The sequence below is a fragment of the uncultured Succiniclasticum sp. genome, assembly GCF_902793885.1.
GTDB lineage: Bacteria > Bacillota > Negativicutes > Acidaminococcales > Acidaminococcaceae > Succiniclasticum.
This window is the reverse complement of record NZ_CADBFF010000018.1, coordinates 47008-62071: the sequence shown is the minus strand read 5'-3', so window position 1 is coordinate 62071 and position 15064 is coordinate 47008. Positions and strand designations below refer to the sequence as shown.

General features: G+C 51.0%; 10 protein-coding genes and 1 tRNA gene. 2 read left to right on the top strand and 9 right to left on the bottom strand.

The features are described 5' to 3' along the window. Nucleotides 1-343 precede the first annotated feature (343 nt). The 7 genes from QZV31_RS09460 to QZV31_RS09430 all read right to left on the bottom strand — a co-directional run bounded on the left by QZV31_RS09460 (nt 344) and on the right by QZV31_RS09430 (nt 5675). On the bottom strand, nt 344-1963 hold the full coding sequence (locus QZV31_RS09460; RefSeq protein ID WP_295359902.1) for a bifunctional UDP-sugar hydrolase/5'-nucleotidase: 1620 nt from the start codon (nt 1961-1963) through the stop codon (nt 344-346). A 154-nt stretch (nt 1964-2117) separates the two neighbouring features. Further along, nucleotides 2118-2768: a hypothetical protein gene (locus QZV31_RS09455; RefSeq protein WP_295359900.1), complete on the bottom strand. Its 651-nt coding sequence runs from the start codon at nt 2766-2768 to the stop codon at nt 2118-2120. A gap of 2 nt (nt 2769-2770) precedes the next feature. Then, entirely contained in the window at nt 2771-3658 is an 888-nt protein-coding gene (locus QZV31_RS09450) for a sensor domain-containing diguanylate cyclase (RefSeq protein WP_295359898.1), read from the bottom strand. Beyond that, nucleotides 3625-3801, bottom strand: a complete 177-nt coding sequence (locus QZV31_RS09445) for a hypothetical protein (protein WP_295359896.1) — start codon at nt 3799-3801, stop codon at nt 3625-3627. Before QZV31_RS09445 ends, QZV31_RS09450 begins: the two co-directional genes overlap by 34 nt. Before the next feature lie 164 nt (nt 3802-3965). Further along, on the bottom strand, nt 3966-4658 hold the full coding sequence (locus QZV31_RS09440; RefSeq protein WP_295359895.1) for an LrgB family protein: 693 nt from the start codon (nt 4656-4658) through the stop codon (nt 3966-3968). Nucleotides 4659-4769: 111 nt separating this feature from the next. Next, nucleotides 4770-5138: a CidA/LrgA family protein gene (locus QZV31_RS09435; RefSeq protein WP_295359893.1), complete on the bottom strand. Its 369-nt coding sequence runs from the start codon at nt 5136-5138 to the stop codon at nt 4770-4772. A 462-nt stretch (nt 5139-5600) separates the two neighbouring features. Next, nucleotides 5601-5675, bottom strand: a tRNA-Arg gene (locus QZV31_RS09430). Between the two features lie 84 nt (nt 5676-5759). Here QZV31_RS09430 and QZV31_RS09425 point away from each other — a divergent pair. Both QZV31_RS09425 and QZV31_RS09420 read left to right on the top strand, forming a co-directional pair. Next, the gene (locus QZV31_RS09425; protein ID WP_295359892.1) at nt 5760-7805 is read left to right on the top strand and encodes an ABC transporter ATP-binding protein; all 2046 of its coding nucleotides are present in this window, start codon (nt 5760-5762) and stop codon (nt 7803-7805) included. Continuing rightward, on the top strand, nt 7802-9616 hold the full coding sequence (locus tag QZV31_RS09420) for an ABC transporter ATP-binding protein (protein ID WP_295359891.1): 1815 nt from the start codon (nt 7802-7804) through the stop codon (nt 9614-9616). The genes QZV31_RS09425 and QZV31_RS09420 overlap by 4 nt, the downstream gene beginning before the upstream one ends. A 183-nt stretch (nt 9617-9799) precedes the next feature. Here the strand turns inward: QZV31_RS09420 and QZV31_RS09415 are convergent, their stop codons facing one another. Together QZV31_RS09415 and QZV31_RS09410 are read right to left on the bottom strand one after the other, a co-directional pair. Continuing rightward, nucleotides 9800-12049 carry an amino acid permease gene (locus tag QZV31_RS09415; RefSeq protein WP_295359890.1) on the bottom strand — a complete coding sequence of 750 codons (2250 nt, stop codon included), beginning with the start codon at nt 12047-12049 and terminating at the stop codon, nt 9800-9802. Nucleotides 12050-12141: 92 nt separating this feature from the next. Then, entirely contained in the window at nt 12142-15057 is a 2916-nt protein-coding gene (locus QZV31_RS09410) for an amino acid permease (protein WP_295359888.1), read from the bottom strand. Between the last annotated feature and the right edge of the window lie 7 nt (nt 15058-15064).

Genomic DNA, 15064 nt, shown 5'->3' with positions numbered 1-15064 from the left:
CGATCCGTTCACGGCGTTGTACAGTGACAACGTCCACTCTTTGTTCTCAGGATTTCCAAAAATAAATTTAAATACTCTGTCTTTATACAAGCGATTTGCTTCGGTCAACTTCATTACTCCTTTTCTTTTCCTGTTGTCCTGAACAATGCTAATATAAAGAATATCTGGCTCATTTCTATTGTAAATCCAGACACCGTTGTTTGCAAGGTGCTTTTCATTCATTTCTCTGAATTATCTGTGAAGCTTAGAGTCCTATATAGTAAAAACTGCGGCCTGCCATTACTGACAGGCCACAGTGAAAACATTACCCGGTTTTTAATTTTTAACCTTGAATCCAGAAGAATTATTGAATTTTAATCCTCCCTGCACCGTACGGGTCTTCATACCCTTCCTTGATTTTAGCATCCAGATGGTTCTGTACATATTCCATGATGGCGTCCACATCGGTCATCACGGCGTCAAGGGTTATGTTGCAACCCTTAAACATGGCCATGCCGCTTCCACCGTCTTTTAAAATATAGCTGGTGCCACCCACCTTATAGATTTTCTTCAAATCAACAGGCTGCCCGTTGATCATCACATCTTTGACCCGACGCGGACCTTTTACTTCGACAAAACCGCCCTTCACATCTTTCACTACGCCGGAAGGCACGGAAGAATCAATGGTGTACGTCAGTCCGGAAACATGCAGGAACCCGCCGCTTTCTTCCGGATAATTCACAACGCCCACTTCCAGCGCGTCTATAATCTGCTGGCCGGTCGCTTCCACTACCGTACACATGTTGATAAAAGGAAAAGCTTCCAGCAGGTCATTATAGGAAAAGACTCCCGGTTTAATGGTCTTGCGGATGGAGCCGCCGTTGACGATGGAAAGATCGGTATTCAGTACAAAGCGGTACGCATCCGCTACCAGGTCTCCCAAATTGGTTTCCCCGTTGCGCACCCGGCGTTTATCGGTTGCGGGGTCATCGCTGGTAAGCGTTACCATGGCTTCTCCCACCGGCTGGTTCAGAATCGCGTCAAACCGTTTGTTTTCCCCGGCAACCAACGCCGTGACTTTGGGATCTGAAGCCGACAGCGTTTTAATCAGAGTGGAAGAAAGGGAACCGTCTTCCTGAATCACAAGCTGACCCAACGCCTGCAGTTTGGTTCCTGCCTGTACTACCAGCACGTCCTTGCCCATCGCGTTGGCAACCTTATGCGGGGGTACATACTCTTCATGGGAATGTCCGTCAATCACCGCATCAATATTATACGTGTTGGCCGCTATGGCTCCGCTGGACCATTTCGGCAGGGCGCCGTTCGTTCCCAGGTGACCCACCAGAAACACATAGTCGGCTCCTTCTTTACGCACCCGGTCAGCAGCTTCCTGCAATGCTTTGTACAGTTTCAGGCCACTTTCGTCCTCCAAAAAACCATAGATAAATTTCCCGTTTTTATCCTGAAAATATTTGGGTGTGGAACTGGTCAGGGTCTGGGGCGTCGTTGCCCCGATAAAAGCCACCTTTTTGTTTCCCAGCGCCAATATTTTGTAAGGCGGCAACACCAGTTTCCGGGTCTTGATATCAATCAGGTTGGCACAATAATAACCACATTTCATCCGGGAAGCAAGCTTTAAAAACTGCTCCATGCCATAATCAAATTCATGGTTGCCCGGAATAGCAAAATCATAACCGGCTGCATTCATAATCGATACGATGGATTCGCCGTTTGAAAGTTTGCCGAGAGGAGTTCCCTGAACGGCGTCACCGGCATCCACCAGCACAACGGGGTTCCCTTTTTTCTGCAGCTCTTTTTTGTATTGCGCGACCTTGTCAATCCCCAGGTTGTCGCTTACACCGCAATGGATATCGTTGGTATGCAGTATGATGATGTCTTTTTCCTCTGCAAAAACGGTAAAAGGCAACAGGAACAGAAACAAAAAGGTAAGAATAAAACCAACGCGCTTTTTCAGGTCAAACATGGAATCATCCCTTCCCGTGTTCTTACTTCTTAATAAGAGCAGGCACTCTGATATCATAACTTTCATTTCTTCTATGCACCGAAAAAACGTAACAACGAGAAAATAAAAACAGCCGCTCCCCCACATGTTACGGGAACAGCTGTCTCTTCACGCTTTACGGAAACAACAGCTCCGCCACATGGACTGCACGCTTTCCTTCCGGCAGTCCCTGCACCAGTCCGCTAAGGCAGGAGTTGCAGTAACAGGACACCCGTTCTGTTGTAAAACGCTGACAGTAATTTTTAAGATATGCGTCAATCTCTTCCGGAGATTTGGACTGCATATCCTTTTTAATTTCAGCAAAACGCAGCGGCGCCAGCGTAAAATTGTCAGGACGCATGGGTCCAAATAAAAAACTGCCGTCAAAGTTGATCTCTTCTTCTGTGCCGGAAAGCTCAACGATTTCCACGTTCATTTTACGGAGCACGCTGCGCACCGCCGCCTTTTCCGTTTCTTTCGCTTTGGCCCGGTAACAGTCCTGCAATGTGATACGCTCCCCTTTATAATCCGGGAACGGAAAATCCGGCAGGCCGTCGATGAACTCATACAGGCTGATTACCTTTGCGGCAGGCCGGTTTTCCCCGATAATTATGCTGCAGGTCTCGCAAATAGTGATTGCAATATCATTCCAGCCCGACAATGCTTTATGCCCCGGACGGCAGCAACCCACCACGCGCACACCTTTCGAGTCCATAAAGCGTTTCACTTTTTCAGAAGTCTCAGGCCTCATCTGGGTAAACTTGCAACTTGGAAAATAGTATTTCATAGTCATTCTTCCGTAATCCTTCTTTCATGTCTCACATGCTCTTTAAAACGTTGCAGTTCATTGAGGATTTCATCATAGAATGTATATTGGTCCCGACCATGCTCTTTGCTCCAGTACAGTGCCTCGTCGCTTTGCTGCAGCAGCATATCCAGGTCGGCCTCTTCGTTTTCTGATTTCGCAATGCCGATACTCATGGCCAGCGTCCGCATACGTTCGTCACTCTTGAAAAACTCCTTCATCGCATTCATGACAAATTCCATACGAGCCTTAATCTCCTTGCGGTCATTTACACCAAACAGCGCTACCACGAATTCATCGCCGCCCATACGGGTGATAAATGCCTTGGGGAAAGACTTACGCAGCAGGTTTGCCACCGCCACCAGGGTTTCGTCCCCCACTTTATGGCCGTATGTATCGTTGATATACTTAAAATGGTCAAGGTCGATATAGCAAAGAGTCAGGGACTCTCCCTTACGCCGGTTCCGCAGCCGCTGGTAAAAATGGTGACGGTTATGCAGTCCGGTTAGCGCATCGGAATTGGCCAGCTCTAACACCTGTTTCTGGGCTTCTTTTTCCTTGGTAATATCCCGGGCGATGCCTACCGTACCGATGATTTCGTGATTTTCGTCATACACCGGCGTTTTTAATATGCTCAGCTCGCAAAGGCCCCGCTTGGAATGGTACACTGTTTCCTCGGAATGACAGGTTTTCCCTGCTTTGGCCACCGCCAGTTCGGACGCGCGGCACACGGCTTCCCCATACTCCGCCTCTTCCCCGGACAAGCCCCAGATATAGCCGTGATACTGGTTTGTCACGTCTTCCTTGGTCTTGCCCACCGCTTCACAGAAAGCCTGGTTCACCCGCAGATGACAAAAGTGTTCAGCGGCCATTCCGTGCCGGCGGGAATATCCGCTAATGAAGCGAAGCCTTTTACGTCATGGGTAAACCGCTCCAGCGGCAGGAGGTGGGAAAAAATAGAAACCACCTGGTCGGACATGCCTACCAGGACGAATGCAAGATTGTAATGGTACATGGCGCAAGTTCTTCCTTCGATTGTCATATATACTATTGTACGTTACTGTCTGTTCACAATAATTATAATATAAAATTACAAAATGATGAATACTTCCTTATATAACTATACCATAAATGATACGCCGCGGGCAAAAGGGTAAATCATAAACTGTCGCCCCTATTCTACAACAACGTAGCAAATACAGAGGCCGCGACGACAGTCAAAATACCCGCAATGGCTATAGACAGCGAACTCATGGCGCCTTCCACTTCCCCCATCTCCAACGCTTTCACGGTACCCATGGCATGGCTGGAACAGCCAATGGCAATCCCTTTGGCAATGGGTTCCTGAATGCCGAACATCTTGCAGACCGTTTCCGCAAACATATTGCCGAGAATACCGGATATGACGATGGAGGCTACCGCGATCGCCACATAACCGCCCAGTTCCTCAGCGACCCCAATGCCAATAGGAGTTGTAATGGATTTGGGCAGCATGGTCACATAGGCGGCGCGGCTCAGCCCAAAGAAACGGGAAAAGCCCAGCACCGAAACCATAGTAACGATAACGCTGGACGCGATTCCGAACATGACAGCCTTAAAATTTCGTTTCAGTGCATCCAGCTGACGGTACAGTGGTACCGCCAGGCAGATGGTGGCCGGCGTCATCAGGTAGCTGATGTATTTCGCGCTGTTGTTGTATGTCTGGTATTCAATTCCGAAAACACGCAGGAACAAAATCGTAAAGACGATGGCTATCAGCAGCGGATTCACCAGCGTATGCTTCACCTTCTGTTTCAGAAACATGCCGACGCCATAAAAGAACAGCGTGATGAATATGCCAAAAAATGTGGAAGTTTGCCAGAATGTATTCATAAATCAGGTTTCCTTTATAGTTTAAGTTTTATAGTTTAAGTATTTCAGTAAAACGGTTCATCGTCTTCGCAATACCGTTTTACAATTTGCGTTTCGTAATGACACACGCCATTACGTGTTTTCATCTGTGTACCTGCGGGAAAGGCGGAGGAACCACTGGGTGATCCGTCCCGTGGCGACCATGACAATCAACGTGACTGCAATGATAATCGTAACGTACGCTGTCAGAGAAGACCGCAATTCATTCCAGGCATCGATCAGTCCCACTGCAGCAGGAATAAACAGCAGCGGCATAATGAAAATCAGAAAATCCGCTACTTCTTTCACATCATCCACTTGCAGGGTCTTCTGTTCCAACAGAAGAAACAACAGCAGAATACCGTAAATGCTGGCCGGAATCGGAAATGGAATCAGCGCGTGCAGCACTTCGCCGATGAACGACAACGCAATAATAATAGTAAATTGTTTAAACAGTTTCAAGGTGAACAGCTCCGTTCCTATTACACTTTTCAAGTTGTACCATTTTATCACAATATCGGCAAGATTTCCATGTTTGTCAGCATCTGTCTGGCAGATTTTGCCGATAAAACAAGGTTGGTCGTAAAAACGACCAACCTTGGTGTGCAAACACGCATGGTTACTGGGATTTTACCCCACTACTTCTTAATATTATAGGATAGACAATTTATATGTCTGTACAGGCGAAGCCGTCAGATACAAATGTCGAACTGTATGAGAGTGAAGGCTCAGGGTTTCCCCGGTTTTCCACCCTATAAAATAACTCCCAAAATACATGGGAACGCATTCCGGGAATTACTCACCTTCTTCCCAAAATTTACGTAAAACCAGTCGTTATCAGTCGATTTTTATGGTAAAATTGATTGTAGTAACGCAAGCATTAAAAAAGCTCTGCAACCAGCGTTACAGAGCAGGTTATCAGCTTGGTGCGCCTGAGACGAATCGAACGTCCGCACCCGGTTCCGGAGACCGGTGCTCTATCCACTGAGCTACAGGCGCATGTTAAATTGTACAAATGGTATTATAGCACAGTTTGTCGTTTGTAGCAAATATTTTTATTGTTTTTTTTACTGAGGAAGCATTATGTGGCAGTATGTTAAACGCTATGCGCATTTCGCGATTATCGCCGCGCTGTTCATGGGCGGCGAAGTGCTGATGGATTTAATTCAGCCGGGTCTCATGCGCCGCATCGTGGACGACGGGGTGCTGGGCCTGAACAATAACGGCGTGGGCAATCTTGAACTGGTCTGGCGTTTAGGCATCCAGATGATCGGCATGGTACTCATCGGCTGCTGTTTCGGTTCCCTGAACAACGTGTTTGTGAACATGGCCAGCCAGAACATGGGCAATGACCTGCGCAAGGACATGTTCCGGAAAATCATGACCTTTTCTTTCCCACAAATTGACCGCTTCGGCGCCGGTTCCCTTATCACCCGCATCACCAACGACGTGACCCAGGTGGAACGGCTCATCGCCCAGTTTGTACGGGGCATGGTACGCACGGTACTGATGACCATCGGCAGCCTGTATTTTATGTTCACCCTGAGCCCCGATTTCGCCTTCATCGTGCTGGGCGCCCTGCCCTTCATCATCGGCGCCATGTATTTCGCTCTGCGCAAGTTGAACCCGCTGTTTACCCTTCAACAGGAAAAACTGGATGTCGTGAACGACATGCTGCAGGAGGATATCTCCGCTATCCGCATCATCAAGGCCTGCGTGCGAGAAACCTACGAGAAGCTTCGCTTCGGCAAAGCCAACGACGATTTGATTAAAACACAGCTGAAGGTTCTGCTGACCCTCGCCTTTCTGAACCCCCTTGTCAACATGGTAATGAACCTTAGCGTCGCGGCCATCCTCTGGTACGGCGCCAGGGATGTGATGGAAGGCGCCGCTTCCCCCGGCAGCATCATGGCGGCCATCACTTACACGACACAGCTGTTAATGGGCATCATGATGCTGATGATGCTGTTCCAGAACATTTCCCGCGGTTTCATTTCCTGGAAACGGCTGGCAACGGTGCTGCATCTGGAGCCGGAAATTCAGGACGGAAAGTTTGAAGACAAAGATTGCAGCAACGTTTCTGATTTTAGTTTTGAAAATGCTGACGCATCTGGACAACGTTCAGAAAACACAACAAAAATAATAAACACACAGGGCCGTATTGAATTTGTAAACGTGTCTTTCACCTACCCCGGAAGCCAGAAACCGGTGCTGGAAAATATCAATCTCACCATCAATCCGGGCGAGACCATTGCCATTATGGGTTCTACCGGCAGCGGGAAGACCACGCTGATCAATCTGATCCCCCGTTTTTATGATGTAACGGAAGGCAGCGTGCGCATCGACGGTGTGGATGTTCGGGACTATAAAGTCAGCTCCTTGCGTCGTAGAATCGCTATCGCGCTGCAAAAGAGCGAACTCTTCAGCACCTCAATTAAAGAAAACATTGCCTGGGGCAGACGCGAATTGGATGAAACCAAAACCGAAACGGCAACAACTGATGAAACCGAAACCGGCATGGCAACGCCTAATGAATCACGGGGCTATGATTTACAACCTAACGAAACGGATCTGACAGAAAGTGACACACAGTCAAATACTGCCGCTGACGCGGACATCGAACGCGCCGCCCGCATCGCCCAGGCCCACGAGTTCATTGCGCCGCTGGAACAGGGTTACGATACCGTTGTGGCCGAACGGGGCATGAGCCTCTCCGGCGGACAGAAGCAGCGCATCGCGTTAGCCCGGGCCGTTTTGAAAGGCTCGCCCATTATGATTTTTGACGATGCCACCAGCGCACTGGATCTGAAAACGGAAGCCAACTTTTACAATGAGCTGGCAAAGACCAGTCCCCAAAGCACAAAAATTATCGTAGCGCAGCGCATCGCCTCCGTTCGTCGCGCCAATCGCATTTTAATTCTGGAAAGCGGAAAGATCGTCGCGGAAGGAACGCATAAAGAGTTGTTAAAGAGCTGTGCCATCTATCAGGACATTTACCAGTCCCAGGTGGGCGACATTGCGCAACACGAAAACGCAACGCAAACTGAAAACGCAAATACCACACAGCCAAAAACAAACACTACAAGTAACGAAGCGGATGCTTCTGCGAAAGGCGGTGAGCGGTCATGAGTAAAAACGTAAAGACCCAGACCCCGCAGTCCGGTATCGGCCCCCGCCGCGGCAACATGTTCGCGGAAACGGAATATGCGAAAGACATCGGCTGGACCCTGAAGCGCATCGGCCTCTATTTTGTAAAAGAGAAAAAACTGATCTTCGGTATGCTCGCCGCCGTACTGGGCGGCACCCTTGCGGGGATTTACGCCCCCATGCTGCAGAGCAACGCCGTGGATATCATCGCCGGACAACGCAGCGGCGACTTGCAAACAACCATTGCCTTTATGCTCGCCACTTATTTAATGATAAGTCTCCTGCGAATGGCCCAGGGCGTGTTCAGCGCAAAGCTGAGCCTGCGCATCGTCAGGCAGTTCCGGGAAGAACTGTTCGGCAAGGTCATCGACCTGCCCGTAAAGTATACGGATACCCATTCCCACGGCGACGTGATGAGCCGCATGACCAACGACGTGGAAAACATTTCCACTACCGTTTCCCAGGCCCTGCCCTCTTTGTTCAGCGGTGTGCTGACCATCATCGGCACGGCTGCCATCATGCTCTGGCTTTGCTGGCAGCTGGCCCTGTTAAGCTGTGGCACCATCTTCCTCACCGTCATCGTCACCCGTCTGTTGTCGTCCTTTGTCCGCAAATATTCCAAGGAACGGCAGACCTTATTGGGCAGTATGAACGGAACCGTGGAAGAAATCGTCAACGGGTACCGCACGGTTGTCGCCTACAATCAGCAGGACAAATCGGCGGAACGGTTCTGCAATGTTTCCGACAAACTGACCAAAGCCGGTATCCGCACCGAAGTCTGCAGCGGCGTCATGGGTCCGGTGATGAACTGTATCGGCAACATCGGCTTTGTGGTCATCGCGGCCTTTGGCGGCTACTTCGCCATCCACGGCATGATCTCCGTGGGCGTCATCTCCGCCTTCATCGTGTACGCCAAACAGTTCAGCCGTCCCATCAATGAAATCGCCCAGATCTACGGGCAGTTGCAGTCCGCCATCGCGGGCGCGGAACGTGTTTTCCAGGTGTTGGACGAAACCAGCGAGGACCTGTACGGCCTTGTCTGGGAAGACCAGGAACAGGTTTCCGTACGTTTCGAGGACGTGGAATTCGGTTACGTGCAGGGCAAACCGGTGCTGAAGCACTTTAACCTTACGATTCCGGCGGGCAAAAAGGTAGCATTGGTAGGTTCCACCGGCAGCGGCAAGTCCACCGTGGTCAATCTGCTGATGCGCTACTACGACGCCGACAAAGGAGCTATCTGGATCAACGACCAGAATGTGGAAGAAATCACCCGGGACAGCCTGCGGAAACACGTGGGCATCGTGCTGCAGGATACAGTTCTCTTCTCCGATTCCATCCATCATAACCTGCAATACGCCAACGAAAATGCGACTGCAGAAGAGATAAAAAAAGCAGCGGAGATGAGCCGCTGCCATGAAATGATCGAACTGTTGCCGCAAGGCTATGAAACTCTGCTGACGGGAGCCGGGGAAAACATCAGCCAGGGCCAGCGACAGTTGCTGGCCATCGCCCGGGCCTTCGTGGCCAATCCCCGCATCCTGATTCTGGACGAAGCCACCTCCAACGTAGACACAAGAACGGAAAAAGCCATCCAGGATGCCATGCAGGAAGTGATGAAAGGGCGCACCAGCATCGTCATCGCCCACCGTCTCTCCACCATCCGGGACGCGGATCTGATCGTGGTACTGGACCAGGGACGCATTGTGGAACAGGGAAATCACGACGAACTGCTGGCCCGTAAGCAGAAATATTATGATTTATACATGACGCAATACGCCGGCTTTGCTACGTAACTACCCATTACCGAAACAGGCATCAAAATCTTTTCGTTTTCAACATTATAAAACTCCGGACAGCTTCCGCGGTCCGGAGTTTTTCACGTTACGGTGTTTCCCGTTTATAACCTTTATGAATTCCCTTTTACCACACAGCAGCGTTCACGCCATTTACAGAATGGCACCGGTCAGACAAATCGATCAAGCCCTCGTCTTCGCGCCCATGGCTTTTAACTGCATCTTGCGTTTATACATCAGGGCATCGGCCCGTTCAAAGACATCATGTACATTTTTGTCCTGCCCCGGCACAAAATCGGTAAGGCCCACGGATACGACCACTTTTCCTTCTTCTTTTACGTTCGCCTCAACCTGACGGTTAAAAGCCGCCACGCAATCATGGCGTCCTTCAAAACCCTGTTTCTCCAAAATCGCTACAAACTCGTCGCCGCCGGTACGGAACACCGGGCTGTGTTTAAAGTTTTCACAAATCAACTTACTGGCAGCGCAGATGTATTCGTCCCCCGCCTTGTGCCCGTAGGTGTCGTTGATATGTTTCAGTCCGTTCACGTCGCAGACCAGCATGGCAAATTGCTTTATGGATCCGGACCCGATCAGCTCGTCCAGCCGGCTCACCTCATCCACATACGCCTGCTTGCTCTTTACACCGGTCATGGCGTCCCGATAGGCCAGCTTCTGAACATGGCCCAGCTCGGCCTCTGTTTCCTCCGTTCTCCGCTGCACGATAGCATAATTGGTGAAAAACATGCCCAGAGAGAACATGATCAGTATCAGGACAACCGAATTTTTGCGGGACCCTCGGACGACATAATCCTGCTTTTTTGAATTAATGAATTCCTCTTCCCCCATTTCATAGGCGGCCGCATCGGCCTCGCCCCTGTAGAAACCGCGGATCTCCGACATGGTTTTTTCTGCAAAGTCCTGGTCCGACTGCCTCATCCAGCTCATGGACATAAACACGATAATCGCCATCAGGGCAACCCAGGCCACCACAGAACGTCCGAAGACCTTGGCATAGTCGCGGTGCAGCACATTGCGCAGGAACAGGAAACCGCACACGGACCAGATGGTAATCAGGAAATACGTTTCCGTTGCCAGCTGTTCAAAGTTGTTCAGTTCCGGGAAAAGCTGTAACAGGGCAAATACGGCCATGATTGCCACGCCCACAAAACCTGTGCAGTGCTCCGTCCGGTCTCCCCGTTCCCCTGCCAGCTTATAGGCTGCAGCAGAAATCAGACCATACACAATGATGGCGGAAATGGTCAGCACGTCAACGATCCAGCCTACGGCGGTGCGGCCCAGCAGCGGAATCGGCAGCGACAGCAGCAGGACCAATTCCACGGCCCGCTCCGGATTCCTGCGCTGGTTCAGTTCCGCAAATCGGTCAGGCAGGATGTCGTCCTTGGCTACACTGTAGAACAGACGGCTCAGCGCCACCGTGTTGCCGATGAGGCTGGTCATTACCAGAGAAAACAGCGCCGCCGCCAACAGGAACATGCCTGTATCTCCCAGATAATAATGGGCTGCGTAAAACGCCGGCAGCACTTTCAAACCGCCCCCCTGATCTGCCAGACGGTTAATATAATCCGGCCAGCCGGTATACTGGGACGGGATTGCCGAAATGGAAAGCAGGATCACAAAAATGTACAGCAGCGTGGTAGTCACGACGGACACGGTTAATACGTTAAAGGTCTTCTTATGACTGAACTTGAATTCCCGGGCGGAATGGGAGATATTTTCAAAACCGATGAAAGCCCATGGCGCGATCAGCGCGATGCCGGTCACCTGGGATAACGCGCTTTTACCGGAAATAAAGCCGGGGGTGAAAGGAAACACAGCCGCATCCCGATGCAGCATGGCCACGGCAAAACAGACGGCTATGCAGACGGTAAAGGTCAGCGCCAGCACTTTCATAAGGTTTACGGCAATCCGCTCCCGCTTCATACACAAAAGTCCCATGAACAAAATGGCGGCCATGGTCAGCAGCACTTCGCCCAAATACACTTCGTAATCAAAAACCGTGTACAGGTAGCCGAAACGGAATGTATCGCCCAGGAAATTACGGGCAAACAGCGGTAAGGAAGTCGCATTGGCCCACAGCATGGCCAGATAAGCCAGGCCCACATACCAGAAACTCAGGAAGGCCCGGTCATAGCCGAATATCTTTTTTACATAGCCGTACACACCGCCGGCGGAAGGATAATAGTTGATCAGGTAATGATAATTCCGACTGATAAACAGCATGATGACCATACCCACCAACATGCCCAGCGCGCTTCCCACCGGTCCCGCTTCCGACAGGTACAGGTTCGTGGTAAATACAAAGGAGCCCCATCCGATGGCAGTGCCCACTGACAACGCCCAGGCGCCCAGTGGCGTAAGATACGGTACCAGACCTTCTTCCCGCTCTTTGACTGAACCAAACTCTTCCATAATAGAGACCTCCACCGTGCCGCGGAACATTGCGGCATATATTATTTCAGCATATGTTTACAGAAACACTGATTAATCAGCGTCTCCTTATATTATTTTAGACACTCGCGCAACGTGGCCACCATATCCGGAATATTGATAGGCTTGGCGATGTGCCCGTTCATACCCACGTCCAATACATGCTGGATATCCTCTGCAAAAGCATTCGCCGTCATTGCGATAATGGGGATCCGGGACAGTTCCGGATCCGGCAGGGCACGGATCGCTTTCGTAGACTCGTACCCGTTCATCACCGGCATCTGGATATCCATCAGCACGCCGTCGTAATACCCGGGAGCAGACGCCGCCACTTTATCCAGGCCGATCTTACCGTCTTCCGCCGTTTCCACCTTGAATCCCAGTTCCATCAAAATCATCTGGGCAATTTCCCGGTTGATCACATTATCCTCTACCAGCAGCATCCGCTTGTTTCTGAAGTCCGCCTGCTGTTTGGCAACTTTGCTTTCCTCGTCGGTTTCGGCTTCCGGTTCCTCTTCCGCCAGGGGGAAGCCCACCCGGATGATGAACTCCGTACCTTTCCCCTGCTCTGTTTCCACTGCAATGGTACCGCCCATCAGGTTTACAAGGCTCTTGGTGATTGCCATGCCCAAACCTGTGCCCTGGATGTTGTCCACCGCGGTCGTGCGTTCCCGTTCATACGCTTCAAACACTCTGGCTGCGAACTCCCTGCTCATGCCCATACCGGTATCCTTCACCCGCAGTTCGTAGAACCCAGTTTCGGCATCGGCACCGGTTTGGCGCAGCGTAACGGAAATGTTGCCGCCCTGAGGGGTAAACTTGTAGGCATTGCTGATCAGGTTCAGCAGAATACGGTTCAGGCGGCTTACGTCGCACATCACCGTTTTGTTCGTAATATCCACCGCCGAAACGGTATAATGCAGTCCTTTCGTTTCCATCTGGGTCAGGAACATGTCGTGCACTTCGTTCATGGTCTTCACCAGGTTGGTCTTCTTCGGTTCCAGTTCAATCTTTCCGCTTTCAATGCGGCTCATATCCAGTACGTCATTGATCAGCGCCAGAAGATGCTGGCTGGATGTTTCAATCTTGGTCAGGTACTCCGCCGTTTTCGGCGACATGTTCTCCTCTTTGCGGGCCAGCATCGTGTAGCCGATGATGGCGTTCATGGGCGTGCGGATATCGTGGCTCATGTTGGAAAGGAACGTGCTCTTGGCCCGTGTGCTCCGCTCGGCCTCCAGTTTCTTCCATTCTGTCTCACGTTCCCGCTCCAGTATGAGACGGAAAACCATGAACAGGATCAGCATCACGATGAGCGTCATGAAGAAAAACAACACCATGTTCCGGTTCAGTGTAGCAATCAGATCGACCCTGATTTCATTCGAAAAGAAATCGCGGTATTCCTGCCACTGCTGGAAATCCATGACAACACCGAAAGAACGCAGCTTGGTCGTATTGAAGAGATTGATGGTTTCCATGGCATGTTCCGCCGCGATCTGGAACTCCTGCCGTACCCAGATGGTAGACGCAATGGTAATCAGGGATACCAGCCACAGCCAAACCTGCGTCGCTTTGCCCAGCCGCGCTTCCCTGTCGTTTCGCAGCAGGACCAGGAAAAGCAGGGACCCCAGCACGGACCATAGAACGAACATCAGATAGGATTCCACGGACAGAGAATCATCAAACAGGTATACGCTGAACAGGATGGCTACCACCATACCTGTCAGGCCGGTTATCTTATATGTCAGACTGTTTTCTCTTTTTGCGCAAAGGTACGCCGTGTAACAAGTATACCCGTAAACAATGGTAGCGCCGATGGTGGTCACGTCTACGATCCAGGCCACGGCCGTACGGCCAAAGAACGGAATCAGGCAGGAAAGCGCCATAATAAACAGGACCGCATTCCGGGGAACGCCGTTATCGTTCAGTCTGCCAAACCAGCGGGGCAGCATCCGGTCCTCCGCCATGGAGTACAACAGGCGGCTGGCCGCCACACAGTTGCCAAGAATACCGGTAAAGATAGCGCCCAGTACCGTTACGCCGATCAGCAGCAACCCGGATTCACCCAGAAGAGATTGGACCGCAAAAAAGGTCGGCAAACTTTTCATTCCAAACATAGATTTCAGATTGATAACATAGGCATACCAGGTCGTGTGAGCACGCTCCGGCAGCACAGAAGCCGCCAAAATAGTAGTCATGATATAGGCCAGCGCTGCAGTAATAACCGCCGCCACCAGCACAGACAGCGTCTTTTTCACCGGGAAACGGAATTCCGCCGCAGAATGGGACACCGATTCAAACCCCACAAAGGCCCAGGGTGCCAGCGCAATTATTTCCAATGTGCCCGCCAGCGGCGAATTTTTAGGTGAAAAGGCAGGTTCAAAATGCCCCAGATTGCCGCCATAGCGTGACATGGTGGCTCCAAAACCGATACAGACGCCCGCAAAGAGGATCACGGCCATGATGATCTGCACCCGTTCCGTCAATTTACCGCCGCCCAGGCAGACCAGCCCCATCAGGGCCAGGGCCGCCATCGACAACAGAACCTCTCCGAAATACACGTCGTAACCTGCAACGGTGTAGTGAAAACCAAACTGCAGGGCTCCCTGCAGCAATCGTCGGCCCAGCAACGCCAGCGCCGTCGCATTGGCCCAGATGATGGAAACATAGGTCAGCATCAGGAACCAGGCGCTGAGAAAACCGTGGTCATAGCCCAGTTCTTTTTTTGTATAGGTAAAAGCGCCCCCGGCGTCCGGATAACGCTGCATCATATAATAGTAATTCACGCCAATCAGGATCATGATCGCAGCGCCAATGAGCATAGCCAGTACTGTACCCAGCGGTCCCGCCTCGGGCAGGAACAAATTGCCTGGCATGACGAAAGCGCCCCACCCCACCGCACAGCCGAAGGCCAACGCCCAGGCGCCCAGCGGGGACAAATACCGATTCAGTCCGACCTGGTTCTTTTGTTGATTAGCTTCCCTGTCTGTCATTTTGCAG

Coding starts and splice junctions, on each gene's coding strand:
- QZV31_RS09420 (WP_295359891.1), top strand. CDS start 7,802: ATGAGTAAAAACGTAAAGACCCAGACCCCGCAGTCCGGTATCGGCCCC.
- QZV31_RS09450 (WP_295359898.1), bottom strand. CDS start 3,658: ATGGCCGCTGAACACTTTTGTCATCTGCGGGTGAACCAGGCTTTCTGT.
- QZV31_RS09455 (WP_295359900.1), bottom strand. CDS start 2,768: ATGAAATACTATTTTCCAAGTTGCAAGTTTACCCAGATGAGGCCTGAG.
- QZV31_RS09410 (WP_295359888.1), bottom strand. CDS start 15,057: ATGACAGACAGGGAAGCTAATCAACAAAAGAACCAGGTCGGACTGAAT.
- QZV31_RS09445 (WP_295359896.1), bottom strand. CDS start 3,801: ATGTACCATTACAATCTTGCATTCGTCCTGGTAGGCATGTCCGACCAG.
- QZV31_RS09415 (WP_295359890.1), bottom strand. CDS start 12,049: ATGGAAGAGTTTGGTTCAGTCAAAGAGCGGGAAGAAGGTCTGGTACCG.
- QZV31_RS09440 (WP_295359895.1), bottom strand. CDS start 4,658: ATGAATACATTCTGGCAAACTTCCACATTTTTTGGCATATTCATCACG.
- QZV31_RS09460 (WP_295359902.1), bottom strand. CDS start 1,963: ATGTTTGACCTGAAAAAGCGCGTTGGTTTTATTCTTACCTTTTTGTTT.
- QZV31_RS09425 (WP_295359892.1), top strand. CDS start 5,760: ATGTGGCAGTATGTTAAACGCTATGCGCATTTCGCGATTATCGCCGCG.